A 21074-nucleotide genomic window follows, 5' to 3' on the forward strand; every position below is an offset into this window, starting at 1 on the left:
TATTTTCAAGGCTTGAAAGCGGTTTTCATCAACACATTTTGTCCTATAACTCGTCAATAAAGAGAAGTCAAACTTATGCCTTTTTTCTGGAAACAGAAGTTCTGATAAGATAGCATATGGTTCCAACTACAAATCCAATGCTGAGCCACTGGGAGGTGGATAAGGCAAAGAGATGACCGCGGACGGCATCGTAGCGCACATATTCTAACAGGAACCGCAGAATACCATAGACGATGAAATAAATGGCAATGGTATGGGGATAAGATTTCTTTAAATCCAGTATTGCAAGTACAATCGCAAGAATCAGAAGACAGATTGCTTCTGCTAATTGGACCGGAAACAGTGTCGTATCCGATGGTGCCAGAGAGCCCACTGGAAACTGTACGGCAAAGGGACCGTCATATGGAATACCATAACAGCAGCCGGCAAGAAAACAGCCGATGCGTCCGAAACCGTGAATCCATGGAATCAGATAAATCAGGTGAATGATAAAAGGCTTCCAGTCAATATGATGTATTTTTCCGGCCAGCAGAAAAAGAAGCAGTCCTCCAATCAGTCCGCCATAAAATACAAAGCCACTCTGCATAATGTAATTAAAATACTGGGGTTCTAACATACGGGACCAGTCAATGTCCCGGTAAGAAATGAATAGATACAAAAGCTTGGCGCCTAAGAAGGCGCCAAGTAATGTGTAAGCTTCTAATATAAGCATATCATCGAAGTTAAGCTTATATTTTCTGAGCGGATACAGGGCAAAAAGATTTGCCGTAATCACTCCAAGTGTGATCATAAATCCATAAGATGGGATATGAAATCCCAGAATATTCAGATAAAGTGCCATCTTTTTCCATGTATCCTTTCAAAAAACAAATATTAGAATGCGCTTGCAACAGATGCAACACATGCAACACATGCGATGTAAAGCAGTAAGCCTAATACTAATCCGATGATAGAGCATACAAGACCACCTGTAGCACATTTAGCCTGATTCTTATGTCCAACAGCGCCTAAGATAGTACCGATAAGACCTAAGATTGCTCCGATCCAGCCATAAACACCTACTGTAACTACGTCAACAACGATGGAAATAATTCCTAAAACTAATGCTGCGACACCCTTTTTCATGTCCTCCTTGGTTTATAAAAATCTAATAAATTACATTGAAAGTTTAGCATTTAATAGGGAGACTGTCAAATATTGGTTGCAAATTTTGAAAAATAGTAAAAAATATCAGGTTCTGTCATATATGAAGATTTTATAAAATTATGGCTGCGAAGGTTGAGATTAAAACCGGCTTGAATTATAATAAAAGCAATGTTTTAGAATCTTAAAACAGATTTGAGAGAATAGGAGAATCAGATATGACAGAGAATGAAGACAAGAGAGAACTTGAAAATATAGATACTGTAGAAGAGACAAAGAAAGAGACCACAGATGAGAAGAAGGATGAATACGAAGAAATCTGTTACATCTGCCGCAGACCGGAAAGTGTTGCCGGTAAGATGATAAAGATTCCGAATAATATCTGCATTTGTAAAGACTGTATGCAGAGAACCTTCGACAGCATGAATAACTCTGGATTTCCAATGGGTGATTTTATACCAAATGGTCAGATGCCCAATATCAGCATGATTAATCTTTCAGATTTGCAGGGCTTTATGCCGCAGAGCCAGAAGATTAAGAAAAAGAAAACCAAAGAGGAGAAAGCAGAAGCTCCGAAATTAGATATAAAGAAGATTCCGGCACCACATAAGATTAAAGCAAGCCTGGATGAATATGTGGTTGGACAGGAATATGCCAAGAAGGTAATGTCTGTGGCAGTTTACAATCACTATAAACGTGTGGCAACCGATACGATGGATGATATTGAAATCGAGAAATCCAATATGTTAATGATTGGACCGACCGGAAGTGGTAAGACTTATCTGGTGAAGACACTGGCAAGACTTCTGGATGTGCCGCTGGCAATTACAGATGCGACTTCCTTAACTGAGGCAGGTTATATCGGAGACGATATCGAAAGCGTTGTCAGTAAATTGCTTGCAGCTGCAGATAATGATGTAGAGCGGGCAGAGCATGGCATTATTTTCATTGATGAGATTGATAAAATTGCCAAGAAGAAGAACACCAACCAGCGTGATGTCAGCGGAGAATCCGTACAGCAGGGAATGTTAAAGCTTCTTGAAGGAGCAGAAGTGGAAGTGCCGGTGGGAGCCAGCAGCAAGAATGCCATGGTTCCGATGGTTACCGTTAACACTAAGAATATTCTTTTTATCTGTGGCGGAGCTTTCCCGGATATTGAAGAGATTATCAAAGAACGTCTCAATAAGCAGGCATCCATTGGATTCCAGGCAGATTTAAAGGATAAATATGATAATGATGAGAATCTGTTACAGAAAGTAACGGTAGAAGATGTAAAGAAGTTTGGAATGATACCGGAATTTATCGGAAGACTTCCGATTCTCTTTACCCTGGAATCACTTACTGTTGATATGCTGGTCCGTATTCTAAAGGAGCCGAAAAATGCTATCATCAGGCAGTATCAGAAGCTTCTGGCATTAGACGAAGTCAATCTGGTATTTGAAGAGGATGCACTGCGGGCAATTGCAGAGAAAGCAAAGGAGAAGAAGGTCGGAGCAAGAGCACTTCGTTCCATTATCGAAGAATTTATGTTAGATATCATGTATGAGATTCCAAAGGACGAAAACATCGGCCAGGTAACGATTACAAGAGATTATATTGAAAAAAAGGGCGGACCGCTTATTACTATGCGTGGAGTGGCAGCATTACCGGTAAACGAATAAAATAAAAGAAAATAAGTGCCGGAGCTTATATGGAAGATTGTAAAGACGCACCATACTCGGAAGAATATTACGACCTTCTGGTTTCCTATCTGAGCCTTGAAAATGAATATCTTCCGGGAGGCTGTATCCAGAATATTGATAAAGATTTTAATGTAGTCTATTTGCAGAGTGCAGGCTTGCCGAAGCTGGATATTGACCAGTATACCTATTCGGCAATTCCAAAATGTTTTACCACATTAGACGAAGAGGCATTGCAGGCAGGCGGAATCATAAGGGTACAGAGTCAGCCAAATCTTGCTTTGAGAGGGCAGGGTGTTCTGATTGGATTTGTGGATACCGGAATTGATTATCAGAATGAAGTATTCCGTAATTCCGATGGCAGCAGCCGTATATTAAGAATCTGGGATCAGAGCATTCGAAGTGAAGATACACCAGAGGGATTCCTCTATGGAACGGAATATACAAAAGAACAGATCGATATGGCATTGTTAACAGATGCACCTCTTCGGGTAGTACCTCACCGGGATGAAGAAGGACATGGTACCTTTATGGCAGGTCTTGCGGCAGGAAGCGAAAAACTTTCGGAGAAATTTGCCGGAGTAGCACCCTATGCACAGATTGCCATGGTAAAGCTGAAGCCGGCAAAGAAATATTTAAGGCGTTTTTATTATATTCCGGAAGGTGCAAAGGCTTATCAGGAAAATGATATTATGGCGGGGGTGGCATATCTGACCAGACTGGCGGAACGATATCGCCGCCCTCTGGTGATTTATCTTGGGCTTGGAAGCAATTCCGGGGATCACAGTGGAAACAGTGTGATTTCGTATTATCTTAATTATGTTTCCTTCAAGCGGAATACGGCAGTTGTGGTAGCAGCAGGGAATGAAGCTACTGCCAGACATCATTATTACGGAGAAGTTGCATTCGGGCAGCAGAGTGATGTGGTAGAAGTAGATGTGGAAGATGCAGTGGCGGGTTTCCATATTGAAATGTGGGCAAAGGCTCCGGAGCTTTATTCGGTGCGGATTATATCGCCAACGGGAGAGCGGACGGCAGGTGTCCGGGTGCAGCAGGATGGCAGAGAGGTATACCGTTTTGTATTTGAAAATACACAGGTTATCATTGATTACCACATTGTTGGCACTGCCACAGGAGATCAGCTTATTTATATCCGGTTTGACCGGCCCACCAGAGGCATCTGGACGATTGAGGTAAATGGCGATTACAGTATAGAAGGAAGATATCACATGTGGCTTCCGATTACCGGACTGATTGCCGGTGATATTTCTTTTATTCGTTCTAATCCGGATACGACAATTACCATGCCGGGAAATGCAGCTGCACCGATGACAGTAGGTGGATACAATGCAGGAAATGACAGTATTTATCTGAATTCCAGCAGAGGATACACTGCATCGGGACTGGTAAAGCCGGATTTTGCAGCACCGGGTGTCAATGTGATTGGACCGGCACCGGGCAACCGTTTTGAGGCAAGAAGTGGTACCAGCATTGCAGCGGCAATTACTGCAGGAGCTGCAGCACTGTATCTGGAATGGGCAGTAGAGCGTGGTTATAATACTGATATTACAAATGCAGAAATTAAAAATGATTTTATCCGCGGTGCGGTGCGGTTAGAAAGCAGAGTTTATCCGAACCGGGAATGGGGATATGGAACCTTAAATCTCTATCAGACCTTCGAACAGTTGCGCCGGACATAGGAGGTTCTTATTTGCATAGAATAACTGCTTCTGTGGGATTCTATATAGAAAACACGAAGCAGGAGGGTAAAGATGAAGCAGGAACATGCAATTGATTTACGAAAGGCAGCCATTATCGGATGTGGGTTTGTCGGCTCTGCCACTGCATTTACACTGATGCAGAGCAAGCTCTTTTCCGAACTGGTTCTAATTGATGTGGATAAAGCAAGAGCGGAAGGAGAGGCCATGGATATCAGCCATGGAATGCCATTTGCCGCACCGATGAAAATATATGCCGGCAGTTATGATGACATTGTGGATGCCGACATTATTATCATTACGGCGGGAGCAAACCAGAAACCGGGAGAAACAAGGCTTGAGCTGGTAAAGAAAAATGTAGCCATTTACAAAAATATTATCCCGGAAATTGCTAACAGAAGGTGTCGTGGCATATTACTCATCGTATCGAATCCGGTGGATATACTGACGCTGGCAGCATTGAAATTATCCGGTTTTCCGGAAAACCGGGTAATCGGTTCCGGAACAGTATTAGATACTGCCCGGTTAAAAAATATGCTGGGAAAACAGCTTGGCATCGACAATCGTGGTGTGCATGCATTTATTGTAGGAGAGCATGGAGACAGTGAGGTGGCGGTATTCAGTTCTGCCAATGTATCCGGCATTCCGTTGGAACAGATTTATAAGCTGCGTGGCTATGAGGAATATGAAAGTCATACGAAGCGTATATATGAAGAAGTAAAGAACAGTGCTTATGAAATTATAGAGCGTAAGCAGGCAACCTATTATGGAATTGCAATGGCGATTAAGCGGATTTGTGAATGTATTGTCAGGGATGAACATTCGGTGCTTCCGGTGTCCAGTCTGATGCATGGGCAATATGGCATTTCTGATATCGTGCTGAGCATGCCGGCAGTGGTGGATGCCGGTGGCGTGGAGCAGATTCTTCCTGTGTCATTAGACGAAGAAGAGCGGGCAAGGCTTCATGCGTCAGCAAAAGCACTGCGGGATGTGATTGCTGACATAGAATTATAGAGCAGGCGGAGCAGAAAGAGAGAAAGAAAAGGACAGAAGGAATCAGGTAGAACAAAAGAAGGAGGAGTTTCCATGAAATATTTATTACTGGTGGCATCCATTTTCGGGCTGGATGAAGGAATCAAGCAGCGGGTTGATAAGAAGGAGCCGTTGGGAAAAGAAAAAAGAGTTCCAAAGCTTCCGGTTGTAATTGAAAAATATTATAACAATGGAGCTGCATTGAACTTTCTGGCGAAGAAACCGAAAATTATGCTGGGGTTACACAGTGCATGCATGGCAGGACTGATGACCATATATGGGTTTGTATTAAGAAGAGGAAATACAGGACTGAAAACCGGTATGAGTATGATGGTTGGCGGCGGATTAAGCAATCTCTGGGACAGAATTCATAAGAAGCATGTGGTGGATTATATCCGCTTTGATACACCGTGGAAACGCTTTTCAAGAATTGTATTTAATATTTCCGATTTCTTTATTTTTATCGGAGCAGCAGTTTCTATGTTGTTTGCATACAGGTAAGAAAACGGGATTGCAGCCAACGGTAGTAATACCGAAGGGAGCAATCCCATTTTTCTTAATCAAATTCGTTCGTTATATCTTAATCAACATAAAAAATCATTATTAAAAATCAAATTCTATATCTGAGAAAGGTACATTGAAAAACCTTGATTATTGCAACTATTTAATTACTGTTACGTTAGTTGCCTGAGGACCCTTGGCGCCTTCTGTTACGTCAAATTCTACTGCTGCGCCTTCTTCTAAGGATTTGTAACCATCCATGTTAAGTCCTGAGTAGTGTACGAATACATCATTACCTTCTGCATCAGAGATGAATCCGTAACCTTTCTGGTTATTAAACCATTTAACTGTACCGTTCATTATAGTACCTCCACAAAAATTATCTAGCCATATGGCTATGCTTAGAATAGCATAATTTATTTTAAAAGTAAAGAAAATTAGTTGATATCGGTATAGGGGATATCATGCCCGGCAAAAAATTTGCGTATCAGCATATCCCATTCCTGGTCGAAGGTGTGGTCTAAGGTAAAACTGCGGTAAGATACGCCATTGGTACAGGAAAGAATACCATCCTGAAATTTGATGTTTAAGAAAACTCCGTTCAAATCCTGGGTGGTCAGACCACTTTTGCTTACTTCCAGAGTATTTTTAAGATTCTTTGGAGAAAGCTGAAAGATAAAGCGGAAATAGGAGGGGGTATGTTTTCCCTTGATCAGGGCGAAGCAGTTTTCACGCAGCATGCCAAAAGGCAGGCAGCTTAAACCGGTTAGTTCCAGTTCATCCAGTTCTTCCGGACTGTAGAAATCCGGTACAAGATGTCCGTCGATTTCATAGGAACCTTTTCCACGGATGGTAGCTTCTGATAATAAGAAGTGGTCAAATAAATCCGTGCGAAGTAATTTATTCATAAAATCCTTTACCTGTAAAAGTTGTATTGCAATCATAGTATCCTCCTCATTTTTAAAGTGTAACACAAACCGGATAGAAAAAACAGAGAAAGTATTGTAGAATGTCTATGAAAAAAAGCAGATCGAAAGGAAATGATATGAGAAAACAAAGATTATTAACCGGTATTGCAGGAATACTTATGGCGTTTCTGTTTACCGGCTGTAATACGTCATCCGTTGAAGAATGGGTAGATGAAGTAGTAGAAGATATCAATGGACAGATACCGGATAATACCTTGCTTCCGGTAGAGTCTGTTTCAGAGGAAAAATATGTATATGGCCAGCTTACGGAAGAAGAACAGCTTGTTTATGATGAGATGCTGGATGCTATTTTAAATCATCGGGAAGAGGTGGCAGTTGCTACATTAGATAAAGACGTACTGGCAAAAATGTATGAAGCAATTATGGCAGACTATGGCGGACTCTTCTGGGTGGATGGCTATTCCTATACGGAATATTCCCGTGCGGGTGTACTGACCGGGCTTAAGTTTGCACCGAAGTATACAATGGATGAAGCTGCAAGACAGGAGACACAGGCGGCAATTGATGAAAAGGTCGATGTACTGCTTGGCGGCATTTCATCCGAGGACAGTGATTACCAGAAAGCGCGGTTTATATTTGATACGCTGGTGCGTACGGTAAATTATGACCTTAATGCAGAGAATAATCAGAATATCATCAGTGTATTTCTAGAGGGAAGAACGGTGTGCCAGGGCTATGCCTGTGCCACAAAATATCTGATGGATTTATTAAATATTCCATGTACGATAGTGACAGGAACTGCCAATGGAGAACCACATGCATGGAATCTCATCGAACTGGATGGAGCCTATTATTATATGGATACTACCTGGGGTAATCCAACTTCCAACAGTCCGGATGACTTCGGAGATGTAGCTGAAGTGGTAGATTATTGCTTTTTTACTGCAACTACAGAAGAGTTATTTCAGACCCACAGCCCCAATGTGAATTTTTCATTGCCGGAATGCAATTGCCTGGATGACAGTTATTTTGTGCAGGAAAATTGTTATTTTAAGGACTGGTATCCGGAAGACATCGGAGCATTATTTACAGAGCTTGACAGCCACCCTGTACAGATGAAGTTTGAGGATGAGGCAGTTTATGGGCAGGCACAGCAGTTTTTCATTGAAGAAGGGCATATCGGGGATTATTATACCGTGGATAGTTCCTTATTTTATATGAAAAATGAGACAATGCGGGTACTTACTTTCCTGAAAAAATAAAATATTTGTGAAATATTATAAAAATTTAAATATCCTCTTTTCAAAACGTAATATTTATGATAATATGACATAGTAATGAAAACTACTTGTTATTACAAAGAAAAACATAACATATAATTTTAAACATTGCGTACATACTATAAGAGAGATGACTACGCAATCAGGAGGATAGAAAATGAGCTACAAAATCATAGTAGACAGCTGTGGAGAGTTATTTGATGATATGAAAGCAGATGGAAGATTCCAGTCTGTTCCGTTAGAGCTTGAGGTAGATGGATACCATGTGGTGGATGATGAATCCTTTGATCAACTGGAGTTTATTCGCAGGGTAAAGGAAAGCAGGCATAGCCCGAAGTCATCCTGCCCATCTCCACAGAGATATGTGGAAGCATATTTAGGAGAAGCAGAGCATGTATATGTAGTAACACTTTCCGGTAAATTAAGCGGTTCTTATAACAGTGCAGAGCTGGCAAAGAAGCTTTATTTAGAAGAACATATGGCAAAACAGATTCATGTATTTGATTCCTGTTCCGCATCCATTGGAGAGACTCTGATTGCAGAAAAGATACAGGAATCAGAGGAAGCCGGAAAGAGCTTTGAAGAAGTGGTTGCTGAGACAGAAAAATATATTAAAGACCAGCAGACCTTCTTTGTATTAGAGACTTTAGAGACTCTGCGTAAAAACGGCAGACTCAGTAACCTGAAAGCCTGGGTTGCCGGGGCATTAAATATCAAGCCGGTAATGGGGGCCACGCCCGAGGGTACAATCTGTCAGCTGGGACAGGCAAGAGGAATGGCAAAGGCATTGGACTATATGGTTAATGAAATTGTAAAGAGAACGAAAGAGTGTGAAAAGAAGATTTTATCCATCGCGCATTGCAATTGTCCGGAACGTGCAAAACAGGTAAAAGAAAAATTGGAAAAGCTGGCAAAATTTAAAGATATCAGAATTGTAAATACTGCAGGAGTCAGCACCATGTATGCCAATAATGGCGGTGTTATTGTAGCAGTTTAAAAAATAGCAGATAAAAAGAAAACAGATAAAGGAAAACAGAATCGGTGCAAACCGGTTCTGTTTTCTTTTGCTGTCGGTAACAAAATGGAGCATCCGCATATAGTAATAACAGACGATTGCAAGGCAAGGAGGGATGAAATGCAAATCGCAATCATTGGAGCAGATGAAAGAACACCGGCATTGAAACGTTGTCTGACGGAATCAGGAATTGGAATCATAGAAATAACGGAGCAGAATATCCGGCGACTGATGCAGAGTCAGATTATTGTATTACCGTTGCGGGCACTGGAGGAGGATGGCAGAATCAGAGGAAGCAGGGTAAAAATAGGAATGGTATTATCCTATGCAGCGGAGAGAAGTGTTATTTATGGAGGTTGTTTCCCGGAGGTTCTGACACGAAGACCATCAGGGCGGCGGATACGGCTGGTTGATTATATGGAAGATGAAGTCTTTAGAAATGAGAATGCCGGACTGACAGCAGAAGGCTGCCTTGTAGAAGCAATGACAAAGAGCAGGTGCTGTGTGAAAGGAAGAAACTGTCTGGTGGCAGGTTTTGGTTATTGTGGAAGAGCCATGGCAAAGCTGCTTTTATCTTTGGAAGCGGAAGTAACTGTTTATGATATAAAGGAAGATTGCCAGCGGGTGGCAATGGAAATGGGGTGTAGCTTGTGGCAGGAGAATGCAGAGGAGCAGAACTTTGAGTGGATTTTTCATATGGCAGATAAACCATGCCCAATAGACACAGTCTTAAAATGGTGCGATGAGAAAACATATCTATGGGATATTACAACTGGTGGCGGACTTCCGGCAGAGGAGTTAGAAGAAAAAGGTATTCATGTGGAACATCTTACTGCCGTTCCTGGAAGAATACTGACAGAAAGTGCAGGAATCATTCTTGCACGGATGATAGAAAGAGGAGCAGCAGATTATGGAAGAGTATAAGCTTACATTAGGACTTGGAATTACCGGCTCTTTCTGTACTTTTGGGAAGATACTCCGGACGACAGAAGCACTGGTGCAAAAAGGAATAAAAGTTATTCCGGTATACTCCAGACATGCAGGAACTTTGGATACCAGATTTATGACAGCGGAAGTATTTCAAAACAGAATGCAGGAGATTACAGGAGAAAGGGGAATTCAAAGTATCGTGCAGGCAGAAACCATCGGTCCGTCAGGACTTTTTGATGTGATGGCAATTGCACCATGTACCGGAAATACCATGGCAAAGCTGCAGCAGGGCATTGTAGATACCACAGTGCTTATGGCAGCCAAAGCGCATCTTAGAAATGAAAAACCGTTGGTGCTGGCAATTTCTACCAATGATGCTTTGTCCATGAATCTTAGAAATATCGGACTGCTGATGAATATGAAGCATATCTATTTTGTGCCTTTCCGGCAGGATGATTATCAGAAGAAACCCCATTCTCTGGTGGCGGATTTTAACCGGTTAGAGGAGACTATTGCTGCAGCAATGAAAGAAAAACAGCTGCAGCCGGTGGTGCTGTCTCCGATGCCGGTAGATTATAAATGAAGGTCAATCTTATATTCACTGAGCCAGTAATGAATCTGCAGGAGATAAGCAATCATCTGAGGACCTGCCATAAGCTGGCCATACCATGGTTTGCCATAGTCTCCTTCCTGATTTAAGAATTGCATAGTCTTTTCTTTATCAATCAGTGCAAGAAGGGGACTTTCCCCGGTGGTCAGCAGTGCACTCAGACGCTGACGCAGGAGCTGTTCATAGTAAGGATGGTAGGACTTAGGATAAGGACTTTTCTTGCGGAAAGTAATGGTGTCCGGAAGATAGTCTTTCGCACACTGCCGCAAAAGGTTTTTCACAAGACCATCTTTGGCTTTCATTTCCCATGGCACATTAAAGACATAGGAAACCAGGTTTTTATCTGCAAAAGGAACGCGGGCTTCCAGACCGGAGAACATACTGGTGCGGTCCATGCGGTTTAGCAGAGTCTGCATAAAGTAGCGGATGTTAAGATAGGAAATACGCCGGCGGCTGCATTCCGTATCATTGTCCGATGGCAGAATATCGACCTCTGCAATGGCATTTTCATAAGAACTTTGCACATAGGAATCTAAGGACAGTGCATCTGCAATTTCGTCTTTTAAGAAAGACTTGCGGAAAGACAAATCCGGTGTCCATGGAAACGTGTTGCAGGAAAGAAAATTCTTCCGGTGAAACCACGGATAGCCGCCGAAAACTTCATCGGCACATTCTCCGGTCAGGACTACCTTATGCTGCTTACTGACTTCCCGGCAGAAGAAGAGCAGGGATGAGTCAACGTCAGCCATACATGGAAGGTCATGGGCTTTCATGGAAGCAAAGAGTAAGTCAGCCTGGGAGCGGTTGTCACAGGTCAGATATTGATGCTCACTCTTAAGATAGTTTTTCATAATATCCACAAAGGGACGGTCTTCGGAGGGCTGAAAATCATTTGCCTTAAAGTAACGGGAATTATCTGTAAAGTCAAAGGAATAGGTAGAAAGAGTCTGCCCTTCTTTTCTTAATTCTTCCGCACAGACCGAAGAGACAAGACTGGAATCCAACCCGCCGGAAAGAAAGGTGCAGATAGGAACATCGGAAACCATCTGCCGGCGGATGGACTGTAACAGCAGCTCTTTTGTGTGGACAACGGTTTCTTCATAGCTGTCTGTATGTGGATGGCTTTCTAATCGGAAGTAACAGTAATCTTTCAGTCCGGAACCACTGAAAGTGAGGTAATGTCCCGGCAGACATTCTGCCATATGCTCATAAACTGCGTTGCCGGGGTTCCTGGCAGGACCAAGACCAAAGATTTCGGAGAGTCCTGTTTTATTTACCGAAGGGATGCAGCCGGGATAACAGAAGATTCCCTTCGGCTCGGAAGAAAAGATAAGTGTATCATGAAAAAGCCGGTAAAAGAGCGGCTTTACACCAAAGGCATCCCGGAAGAGATAGAGAAGCTGATGAGCCTCATCATAAATGGCAAAAGCGAAAATACCATTCATTTTCCGGACAAAGGACGGTCCTTCAAAAAGAAATCCATTTAAAATGACTTCTGTATCGGAATGAGTACGAAAGGTCATGCCATGGGAAACCAGTTCCTCACGGAGTTCTTTCGTATTATAAAGTTCTCCATTATAGACGATGGTGAAGTCTGCGTCACAATAATGTCTGGTCATAGGCTGAAGTCCACCATGAGGATCAATAATGGCAAGCCGGGTGTGGGAAAACCCTGTATGAGAGGTTAAATAAATACCATGGGAGTCCGGCCCGCGGTGATAAAGTGCGTCACTCATATCAGATAGAATGTTACGATAATAAGGCTCCCTTTCTAAAAAATCAGTATGTAAATTACAAAAACCGGAAATACCGCACATAGCAATTCTCAATTCATTTTTGTAGTAATCTATGCATTTCCCTAAATAAAAAGTACAAAAAGAAGAGAGATTTATGAAAGAGAGGAAGCATTTTCTGGGTGCAAAGCACAGGTAAGGAGTTGCCGGCAGTAAGTTGTGCGGGTTATAATAAAAAAGATGAAACTATTTTTCCGGCTGGAACGTCTAATTTACAGAAAGCAAAGGTTGAAAGGCTTTCTGTGCATATGCAGGTTTTCGGAAAGAGAAGAGGAAACAGGAATGAAGAAAAGAGGAATCGCAAAAGCGGTGGAGCAGGAAATCCTTGCATCCTATGAGCAGCTTTACCGGCTGGCAATTACCTATGTAAAGAACGAACAGGACGCAATGGATGTAGTGCAGGAAAGTGCATATAAGGCAATGAAAAATGCCGGTCAGGTGAAGGAAGAAACCTATATTAAGACCTGGCTCTGGCGGATTGTTATAAATACGTCACTGGATATGTGCAAGAAACAGAAGCGTATCGTAAGTGGAGTATTTATCCCGGAAGAAGCAAAAGAAGATGTATACAAAGACTGGGATATGCTGGCAGCGTTGGAAGAATTAGAAGAACGGGAAAGAACCATTGTGATATTAAAATATTTTGAAGAATGGAAAATAGATGATATTGCAGATCTTCTGAAAGAAAATCCAAACACCGTAAAATCAATCCTGTATCGCAGCTTAAAGAAATTAAAGATAAAGATGTCCAGGGAGGAAATAGCATGAACCATGAGAAAATAGACAGGATGAAGCAGGAATATGAGCAGATAGAAGTCCCGGAAGCATTGAAAACGCAGGTGGAAGCCGGAATCAGAAAAGGAAAGAGGGATACCCAGAAAGGCAGTATCCGCTTTTTAAAAGGAGCAGCAACGGTAGCGGCAGCTATGGTTGCACTGGTGATTTCGGTAAATGTAAGCCCGACAATAGCCCATGCCATGGAAGAGGTTCCATTACTTGGCGCAATTGTAAAGGTAGTGAACTTTTCTACATATTCTGATGTACAGGATGATAAGAATATGGAAGCAAATGTAGACATTCCCCAGGTGGCAGTGACAAATCAGGATGGGGAAGTATTATCGGATGAGACGGACGAGCTGAATCAGGAAGTGAAAAAGTATGCCGGTGGTATTATTAAGTCTTATCAGTCTGATGTAGCTTCCATTGAAGATGGTGAGAATGGTAATGAGGCAGTGAATTCGTCTTATCAGGTAGTGACAGATAACGACCGGCTGTTTGCTTTAAGAATTGATACTTCCATTGTAATGGCAGGATCGAACCAGTATACGAAAATCTATAATGTAGATAAGAAAACCGGAAATACCATTACATTAAATGATTTATTTCAGAAGGATTCCGATTATCTGGACCGGATTTCAGAGGAAATAGAAAAGCAGATGAAGGAAAATATGGAAAAAGACAGTAACCTGCAATACTTCTTAGACAAGGATGTAGATGGCTACAGCTTTGATGGAATTAAGAATGATGTAAATTTCTATGTCAACAAAGAAGGAGAGTTGACCATTGTTTTTGATAAATATGAAGTAGCACCGGGTTATATGGGAATTGTAGAATTTACGATTCCGACCAGTGTGGTTTCTGATATTATAAAGGACGGATATCTGCAATAATATGACAAAGATGGTGCGTACTAGGCATTTCTAGTAATCGAAAACTCCCCCGGATATTGGAAGAAATTTCAATATCCGGGGGAGTTCTTATGCTATATCATGAGATACTTTTATTTCTTGAAGTTAGCTCTCTTTCTTAAGGTCGGGTCAAGAATACGTTTACGGATACGTAAGGATTCCGGAGTAACCTCTAAGAGCTCGTCAACATCGATAAAGTCTAATGCCTGCTCTAAGGAAAGTATCTTTGGTGGAACAAGGGTCAGCGCTTCGTCTGCGGAAGAAGAACGTGTATTGGTTAAGTGTTTCTTCTTACATACGTTTAATTCAATGTCTTCCGGTTTAGAGGAAGAACCGATAACCATACCGGAGTAAACCTTTACACCAGCTCCAATGAAGAGAGTACCACGCTCCTGAGCGGAGAACAGACCGTAAGTTACGGATTCGCCGGATTCGAAAGCAATCAGGGAACCAAGTTTACGATAAGCAATATCTCCCTTGTATGGAGCATAGCCATTGAAAATGGTATTGATGATACCATTTCCTTTGGTGTCAGTTAAGAAGTCTCCACGGTAACCGATAAGACCACGGGATGGAATGTTAAATTCCATACGGGTATAGCCGCCGCTGATTGGACGCATATCAACCATCTCACCTTTACGCTGGCTTAATTTATCAATAACAGTACCGGTGAATTCATCCGGAACGTCAACATAAGCTAATTCCATAGGCTCTAATTTCTTGCCGTTTTCATCAGTGTGGTAAAGAACTTCAGCCTTGCTGACTGCAAATTCATAACCTTCACGACGCATATTTTCGATTAATACGGAAAGATGTAACTCACCACGTCCGGAAACCTTGAAGCAGTCTGCACTGTCGGTTTCTTCTACACGAAGGCTGACATCGGTATTTAACTCACGGAACAGTCTGTCTCTTAAGTGACGGGAAGTAATGAATTTACCTTCCTGTCCTGCAAGCGGGCTGTCGTTGACCATGAAATTCATGGAAAGAGTAGGCTCGGAAATCTTCTGGAAAGGAATGGCAACCGGGTTGTCTGTTGCACAGATGGTATCACCGATATGGATGTCTGCAATACCGGAAATAGCAACGATAGAACCGATTTTCGCTTCCTTTACTTCTACTTTATTCAGACCATCAAATTCGTATAATTTGCTGATTTTGACTTTTTTCTGTTTGTCAGGCTCGTGGTGGTTTACTACGATAGCATCCTGATTTACCTTTAAGACACCGTTGTCTACTTTACCAACACCGATTCGTCCAACGTATTCATTATAATCAATGGTACTGATAAGAACCTGGGTGTTTGCATCCGGGTCACCGGTAGGTGCCGGAATGTAGTCGATAATGGTTTCGAATAAAGGAGTCATATCCTTGCGCTCATCATTTAAATCTCTCATGGCGTATCCATCTCTTGCAGAAGCGAAGATGAATGGGCAGTCTAACTGTTCGTCAGAAGCGTCTAAATCCATGAAAAGCTCTAATACTTCATCAATAACTTCTTCCGGTCTTGCTTCTGGACGGTCAATTTTATTGATACATACGATAACCGGCAGATTCAGTTCCAGTGCTTTCATAAGAACGAATTTGGTCTGTGGCATAGCACCTTCAAATGCATCTACTACAAGAATAACACCGTTTACCATTTTCAGAACTCGCTCAACCTCGCCACCGAAGTCGGCATGGCCAGGAGTATCAATGATATTGATTTTTACATCTTTGTAGAATACAGCGGTATTCTTAGAAAGAATGGTAATACCACGTTCACGCTCAATATCATTGGAATCCATGACACGTTCCTGGACTTCCTGATTGGCACGGAATACACCACTCTGTTTCAACAGCTCATCGACCAGAGTAGTTTTACCGTGGTCAACGTGGGCGATGATAGCTATGTTTCTAATATCGTCTCTTGTTGTTTTCATATAAAATCCTTCCTTCTATCAGTGTATAAAATTCAGTTTCTTCTTATATATAATGCCTGTCTGTAAATGACCGGCGTTCTTATTCTATCACATATTGAAAAATACGCAAGTATTTCTTTCTTTACAGGAAATTGCTTTCCTGTAAAGAAAAAACGCTCCGCGAGGATGCGCACTGCGGTGTATAAGGTAGATGTCGCAAGCGACCGCCGCAGGCGCAAGAATGTGCCAAGGCACATTCTTTGTTCAAGGACACAGCACATATGCATGGAAAAGTGGCTTTATGCATAATATATCCAAAATGTTATCGACAGATTTTGATGAGTTTCATCTCATTGGAATGATACTGTAAAAACGTTCGAAAACACACTAAATAAAGGAGAAAGATTCATGGCAGATAAGATTTTAGAAAACAACCAGGTATCCATTGTAGGGGAGATTATTTCCGATTTCCAATACAGTCATGAAGTGTATGGGGAAGGCTTTTATATGGTAGAGGTAGCGGTCAGCAGATTAAGTAATTTTTCCGACTACATTCCATTGATGATTTCAGAGCGTCTGATTGACACTTCGCAGAGTTACATAGGACAGAAGGTATATGTGACCGGACAGTTCCGTTCCTATAACAGACATGAGGAACTTAAGAACCGGCTGGTTCTCTCCGTATTCGTCCGGGAGATTGAGTTTATTGAAGAAGAGACAGAGGAGATGAAGAGCAACCAGATTCTTCTTGATGGCTATATCTGTAAAGACCCGATTTACCGTAAGACTCCTCTTGGAAGAGAAATTGCAGACCTGTTGGTGGCGGTAAACCGTTCCTATGGAAAATCTGATTATATCCCATGCATCTGCTGGGGAAGAAATGCAAGATTTGCCGCAAGATTTGAGGTGGGTGTGCATGTGCAGATCTGGGGCAGAATCCAGAGCAGGGAGTATGTCAAACGCTTAAATGAGGATGAGGTAGAGAAGCGTACCGCCTATGAAGTATCCGTGAGCAAAATTGAATATATGGAATAAAATAGTAGAAATAAAGAATAATTGAGAAAGCATGAAACATACAGACATTGCTTTTTATTGGAAATTGTGGTATCGTAAGTAAATCTGGGATAAAGAGTCCCTGTAAGAATTGGCATGGAGGTTTGTCATGGAAAAGGGTTCCGTACAGATTTATTATGGTGCAGGTCGTGGAAAGACCAATGCTGCACTGGGCAATGCGTTGCGGGCAGCCGGAGAGAATAAGAGTGTAATTATTATCCAGTTTTTAAAAGGAAAAACAGATGATCAGATTGCTTATATGAAGCAGTTAGAGCCGGAAATCAAGGTATTCCGTTTTGAAAAATCAGAAGAGAATTATGATGAACTGCCGGAAGAAAGACAGGCAGAAGAGAAACTCAATATGAAAAACGGACTGAATTTTGCCAAGAAAGTGCTGGTTACCGGTGAATGCAATGTACTGATTCTGGATGAAGTTCTGGGCCTTATTGATGCAGGAGTAATATCTTCGGAAGAATTAGAAGCTGTTTTAAAAGCAAAGATGGATGAAACAGAGATTATTATGACCGGAAGGGTATTAGAAGAATCCATTCGCAGCTATGCTGACGAGATTTATAAGATTACTGCGGAAAAATAAGGAAGAAAATGTAAAATGTCCGCACAGGACGTTGACAGATAGTATCAGCGGTGCTATATTGAGGTAAGAAATTTAATATATGAAGGTAGAGGTTGCGTGAGACAAGAGTACTTGGTCGGATATGGCAGACATAGAAGAAGACATAAGGAAAGGGGAACACGCCGAAAGGTTATTTTTCCTGCAAAGAATAATCTTGGGCATGGATTGAAGAAGTTCATGACTGTCATCTTGTAATAAGATGGGGCGCTATCGGTATGATCCATAATAATTTAAGTGGAATATCAACCGGCTCCCTGTGAGCCGGTTTTTTTATGCTGGTAATAAAAGCAAAACAAACGATATCTTCATACAATAAATAAGATACTTATAAAGTGGAGGAAAAAGAACATGTCTATTTACAAAGGTTCCGGAGTTGCAATTGTAACCCCGATGAAAGCAAATGAAGAAGTTAACTATGACAAATTAGCAGAATTAATTGAAGAACAGATTTCTGAAGGTACAGACTGTATCGTAATTGCAGGAACAACAGGAGAGAGTTCTACCTTATCCATGGAAGAACATCACAAAGTAATCTGTGCAGCAGTAGAATTTGCAAAACACAGAGTTCCGGTAGTAGCAGGAACCGGTTCTAACTCAACGGAGACAGCAATCCAGTTGACCCAAGAAGCAGAAGAAGCAGGAGCAGACGGAGCACTTATCGTAACTCCATATTATAATAAGGCAACACAGAAAGGTTTAATCGGACATTATTCTAAGATTGCACAGGAAACAAGACTTCCGATTATCATGTATAATGTACCGGGAAGAACCGGATGTAACCTTCTGCCGGAGACAGTTGCAGAATTATTCCGCACCCAGGAAAATATTGTTGGATTAAAAGAAGCAACCGGTAACCTTGCACAGGCATCTAAGACCATGTACTTAACCGATGGAAAGCTTGATTTATATTCCGGAGAAGACGGACTGGTTGTACCACTTATGTCCATTGGCGGAATCGGAGTAATTTCCGTATGGGCAAACCTTGCTCCGGCAAAAGTGCATAATATGTGTGAAAGCTTCTTCAAAGGAGACCTTGCAACAGCAAATCAGTTACAGAGAGAAGCCCTTCCATTGATTGATGCATTATTCTGTGAAGTAAACCCGATTCCGGTAAAAGAAGCATTAAATCTTATGGGCAAGAACGTCGGACCGCTTCGTTCCCCGCTTTGCGAGATGGAGCCAGCCAATAAGGAGAGACTGATTCAGGCAATGCGTACATATGGATTAAAATTAGTATAAGAAACTGGAGATGATAGAGATGACAAAAGTAATCATGCATGGCTGTAATGGAAAAATGGGTCAGGTAATAACCGGCCTGATTGCACAGGACGAAGATGTGGAGATTGTAGCCGGAATTGATACCTATGATGAGAAGAAAAATGATTATCCGGTATATAAGACCATCCGGGAATGCCAGATTACAGCAGATGTTGTGATTGATTTTTCCAATGCCAAGGCAGTTGATGAACTGTTAAATTACTGTGGAGAGAAGAAGCTTCCGCTGGTACTTTGCACCACCGGTTTATCCGAGGACCAGCTGGCGAAAGTTACTGAGACCAGCAAAGAGACTGCAATTTTAAAATCTGCCAATATGTCACTTGGAATCAATACCTTAATGGATTTATTGCAGACTGCTATAAAGAAGCTTGCACCTGCCGGCTTTGATGTGGAAATCGTAGAGAAACATCATAACCAGAAGCTGGATGCGCCGAGTGGAACTGCTCTTGCATTAGCAGATGCCATGAATGAAGCTATGGACAATACCTATTCCTATAAATTAGACAGGAGCAGTGAGCGGAAGAAGAGAGATGCAAAAGAAATCGGTATTCAGGCAGTCCGTGGAGGAAGCATTGTTGGTGAACATGAAGTAATCTTCGCAGGAACTGATGAAGTGATTGAATTTAAGCATACGGCATATTCTAAGGCAATCTTTGGGAAAGGAGCTGTAGAAGCAGCAAAGTTCTTAAAGGGAAAACCTGCCGGAATGTATGATATGCATGATGTAATCCGTGCAGAGTAGAGTTGGGCACGCATATAATTACAAAATAAGAAATCCCCGGTATCATATCCGAAAAAGATATGATACCGGGGATTTAATATTTACGCATAGTTCGTTTTACAATAACTGGATACCTGCATCTGCTGCAGCCTTGCACATGTCTTCCGGCCAGAGAGAAGACTGGACTTCTCCGATATGGGCCTTACGAAGGAAGAACATACAGATACGGGACTGTCCGATTCCTCCACCGATGGTATATGGAAGTTTGCCATCAATGATTGCTTTCTGGAAAGGAAGCTTAGCACGTTCCGGGCAGCCTGCTTTATCAAGCTGTGAGAGCAGTGCAGCCTTGTCTACACGGATTCCCATGGAAGATAATTCCAGTGCAATATCAAGGACAGGATAGTATACTAAGATGTCGGCATTTAAAGACCAGTCATCGTAGTCCGGGGCACGTCCGTCATGACGCTCGCCGGATTCTAAGACATCACCAATCTGTAAGATGCAGACAGCACCCTTTGCCTTGGTTATGTAATATTCACGCTCCTTTGGAGTATTTTCAGGGAACATATCCTCTAATTCCTGAGTGGTAATGAAGAAGATATCATGCGGAAGAATCTCTTCAATATAATCGTACTGGATAGCCATATATTTTTCTGTTTTACGAAGACATTTGTATACAGTACGGACAGTATCTTTTAAAGTTTCCATGCTGCGGTCTTTCTTTGCAATGACTTTTTCCCAGTCCCACTGGTCTACGAAGATAGAGTGGATATTATCTGCGATTTCATCGCGGCGGATAGCATTCATATCGGTGTAAAGACCTTCGCCCTCTTTGAAATCATAATGCTTTAAGGCATAACGTTTCCATTTAGCAAGAGAGTGAACAACTTCTGCTTTACGCTCATTCTGTTCTTTGATGGTGAACGTAACCGGACGCTCCACACCATTTAAGTTATCATTTAATCCGGAATCAGGGTCAACGAAAAGTGGTGCTGAAACACGGGAAAGGTTTAAACGCAGGGAAAGCAGATTCTGGAAGAAATCTTTCACTGTTTTAATCGCAATCTGTGTATCATGCAGGTTAAGTTGAGACTGATAATTTTTTGGTATAATCAGATGTTCCATAATAGCTCCTTTTTCATTTTAGTCTGCAATTATTATAGCAC

21 protein-coding genes and 1 riboswitch are annotated in these 21074 nt (G+C 41.8%); of the genes, 14 read left to right on the plus strand and 7 right to left on the minus strand.

Translation table 11 applies throughout. From position 1 onward, the window contains the following. Window positions 1-73: 73 nt before the first annotated feature. Both DWV68_RS10800 and DWV68_RS10805 read right to left on the minus strand, forming a co-directional pair. Entirely contained in the window at window positions 74-841 is a 768-nt protein-coding gene (locus DWV68_RS10800) for a prolipoprotein diacylglyceryl transferase (RefSeq protein WP_118665764.1), read from the minus strand. 32 nt (window positions 842-873) lie between these two features. Next, window positions 874-1125, minus strand: a complete 252-nt coding sequence (locus tag DWV68_RS10805; RefSeq protein WP_118665766.1) for a hypothetical protein — start codon at window positions 1123-1125, stop codon at window positions 874-876. A gap of 236 nt (window positions 1126-1361) precedes the next feature. Here DWV68_RS10805 and clpX point away from each other — a divergent pair, with 236 nt between their 5' ends. From clpX to DWV68_RS10825, 4 genes are all read left to right on the plus strand, one after another. Next, on the plus strand, window positions 1362-2804 hold the full coding sequence (gene clpX, locus DWV68_RS10810; protein ID WP_117698946.1) for an ATP-dependent Clp protease ATP-binding subunit ClpX: 1443 nt from the start codon (window positions 1362-1364) through the stop codon (window positions 2802-2804). 29 nt (window positions 2805-2833) lie between these two features. Continuing rightward, window positions 2834-4522 (plus strand): S8 family peptidase, encoded by a 1689-nt coding sequence (locus tag DWV68_RS10815; RefSeq protein WP_117698945.1) that lies wholly within the window; start codon window positions 2834-2836, stop codon window positions 4520-4522. Between the two features lie 72 nt (window positions 4523-4594). Further along, the gene (locus tag DWV68_RS10820) at window positions 4595-5554 is read left to right on the plus strand and encodes an L-lactate dehydrogenase (RefSeq protein WP_022242666.1); all 960 of its coding nucleotides are present in this window, start codon (window positions 4595-4597) and stop codon (window positions 5552-5554) included. 72 nt (window positions 5555-5626) lie between these two features. Further along, window positions 5627-6073, plus strand: coding sequence for a signal peptidase II (locus tag DWV68_RS10825; protein WP_117698943.1), 447 nt, complete (start codon window positions 5627-5629; stop codon window positions 6071-6073). 159 nt (window positions 6074-6232) lie between these two features. Here the strand turns inward: DWV68_RS10825 and DWV68_RS10830 are convergent, their stop codons facing one another. After that, complete coding sequence (locus DWV68_RS10830) at window positions 6233-6433, minus strand: cold-shock protein (RefSeq protein WP_022242668.1); 201 nt, start codon at window positions 6431-6433, stop codon at window positions 6233-6235. 77 nt (window positions 6434-6510) lie between these two features. Further along, on the minus strand, window positions 6511-7017 hold the full coding sequence (locus DWV68_RS10835; protein WP_118665768.1) for a DUF5721 family protein: 507 nt from the start codon (window positions 7015-7017) through the stop codon (window positions 6511-6513). A gap of 101 nt (window positions 7018-7118) precedes the next feature. Between DWV68_RS10835 and DWV68_RS10840 the strand changes: the two genes are divergently transcribed. From DWV68_RS10840 to DWV68_RS10855, 4 genes are all read left to right on the plus strand, one after another. Then, complete coding sequence (locus tag DWV68_RS10840; protein WP_197420852.1) at window positions 7119-8264, plus strand: transglutaminase domain-containing protein; 1146 nt, start codon at window positions 7119-7121, stop codon at window positions 8262-8264. Window positions 8265-8439: 175 nt separating this feature from the next. After that, window positions 8440-9279: a DegV family protein gene (locus tag DWV68_RS10845; RefSeq protein ID WP_118665772.1), complete on the plus strand. Its 840-nt coding sequence runs from the start codon at window positions 8440-8442 to the stop codon at window positions 9277-9279. 138 nt (window positions 9280-9417) lie between these two features. Further along, window positions 9418-10221 carry a hypothetical protein gene (locus DWV68_RS10850; protein WP_158552119.1) on the plus strand — a complete coding sequence of 268 codons (804 nt, stop codon included), beginning with the start codon at window positions 9418-9420 and terminating at the stop codon, window positions 10219-10221. After that, the gene (locus DWV68_RS10855; protein WP_118541490.1) at window positions 10208-10810 is read left to right on the plus strand and encodes a dipicolinate synthase subunit B; all 603 of its coding nucleotides are present in this window, start codon (window positions 10208-10210) and stop codon (window positions 10808-10810) included. Before DWV68_RS10850 ends, DWV68_RS10855 begins: the two co-directional genes overlap by 14 nt. Here the strand turns inward: DWV68_RS10855 and asnB are convergent. Continuing rightward, window positions 10801-12654, minus strand: a complete 1854-nt coding sequence (gene asnB, locus DWV68_RS10860; protein WP_118665775.1) for an asparagine synthase (glutamine-hydrolyzing) — start codon at window positions 12652-12654, stop codon at window positions 10801-10803. The two genes, DWV68_RS10855 and asnB, sit on opposite strands and share 10 nt — an antisense overlap. A 258-nt stretch (window positions 12655-12912) precedes the next feature. On the opposite strand from asnB, the gene DWV68_RS10865 reads away from it, so the two are divergent. Continuing rightward, window positions 12913-13398, plus strand: coding sequence for a sigma-70 family RNA polymerase sigma factor (locus DWV68_RS10865; protein ID WP_117698937.1), 486 nt, complete (start codon window positions 12913-12915; stop codon window positions 13396-13398). After that, window positions 13395-14300, plus strand: coding sequence for an RsiV family protein (locus DWV68_RS10870; RefSeq protein ID WP_118665777.1), 906 nt, complete (start codon window positions 13395-13397; stop codon window positions 14298-14300). The genes DWV68_RS10865 and DWV68_RS10870 overlap by 4 nt, the downstream gene beginning before the upstream one ends. Before the next feature lie 110 nt (window positions 14301-14410). On the opposite strand, the gene typA is transcribed toward DWV68_RS10870, so the two are convergent. Next, complete coding sequence (gene typA, locus DWV68_RS10875) at window positions 14411-16240, minus strand: translational GTPase TypA (RefSeq protein WP_118665779.1); 1830 nt, start codon at window positions 16238-16240, stop codon at window positions 14411-14413. A gap of 387 nt (window positions 16241-16627) precedes the next feature. On the opposite strand from typA, the gene DWV68_RS10880 reads away from it, so the two are divergent. From DWV68_RS10880 to dapB, 4 genes are all read left to right on the plus strand, one after another. Beyond that, window positions 16628-17254 carry a single-stranded DNA-binding protein gene (locus DWV68_RS10880; RefSeq protein ID WP_022242678.1) on the plus strand — a complete coding sequence of 209 codons (627 nt, stop codon included), beginning with the start codon at window positions 16628-16630 and terminating at the stop codon, window positions 17252-17254. Window positions 17255-17381: 127 nt separating this feature from the next. Continuing rightward, window positions 17382-17867, plus strand: a complete 486-nt coding sequence (locus tag DWV68_RS10885; RefSeq protein WP_118172785.1) for a cob(I)yrinic acid a,c-diamide adenosyltransferase — start codon at window positions 17382-17384, stop codon at window positions 17865-17867. A gap of 78 nt (window positions 17868-17945) precedes the next feature. Next, a riboswitch (Lysine riboswitch) is annotated at window positions 17946-18124 on the plus strand. A gap of 130 nt (window positions 18125-18254) precedes the next feature. Further along, window positions 18255-19145 carry a 4-hydroxy-tetrahydrodipicolinate synthase gene (dapA, locus tag DWV68_RS10890; protein WP_117840761.1) on the plus strand — a complete coding sequence of 297 codons (891 nt, stop codon included), beginning with the start codon at window positions 18255-18257 and terminating at the stop codon, window positions 19143-19145. 19 nt (window positions 19146-19164) lie between these two features. Next, complete coding sequence (dapB, locus tag DWV68_RS10895) at window positions 19165-19926, plus strand: 4-hydroxy-tetrahydrodipicolinate reductase (RefSeq protein WP_118665781.1); 762 nt, start codon at window positions 19165-19167, stop codon at window positions 19924-19926. Between the two features lie 96 nt (window positions 19927-20022). On the opposite strand, the gene asnA is transcribed toward dapB, so the two are convergent. Beyond that, complete coding sequence (asnA, locus tag DWV68_RS10900; protein WP_022242682.1) at window positions 20023-21033, minus strand: aspartate--ammonia ligase; 1011 nt, start codon at window positions 21031-21033, stop codon at window positions 20023-20025. Window positions 21034-21074 lie beyond the last annotated feature (41 nt).

Origin of the sequence: Roseburia sp. AF12-17LB (genome assembly GCF_003479605.1) — a bacterium.
Taxonomy (GTDB): domain Bacteria; phylum Bacillota; class Clostridia; order Lachnospirales; family Lachnospiraceae; genus Roseburia_C; species Roseburia_C amylophila.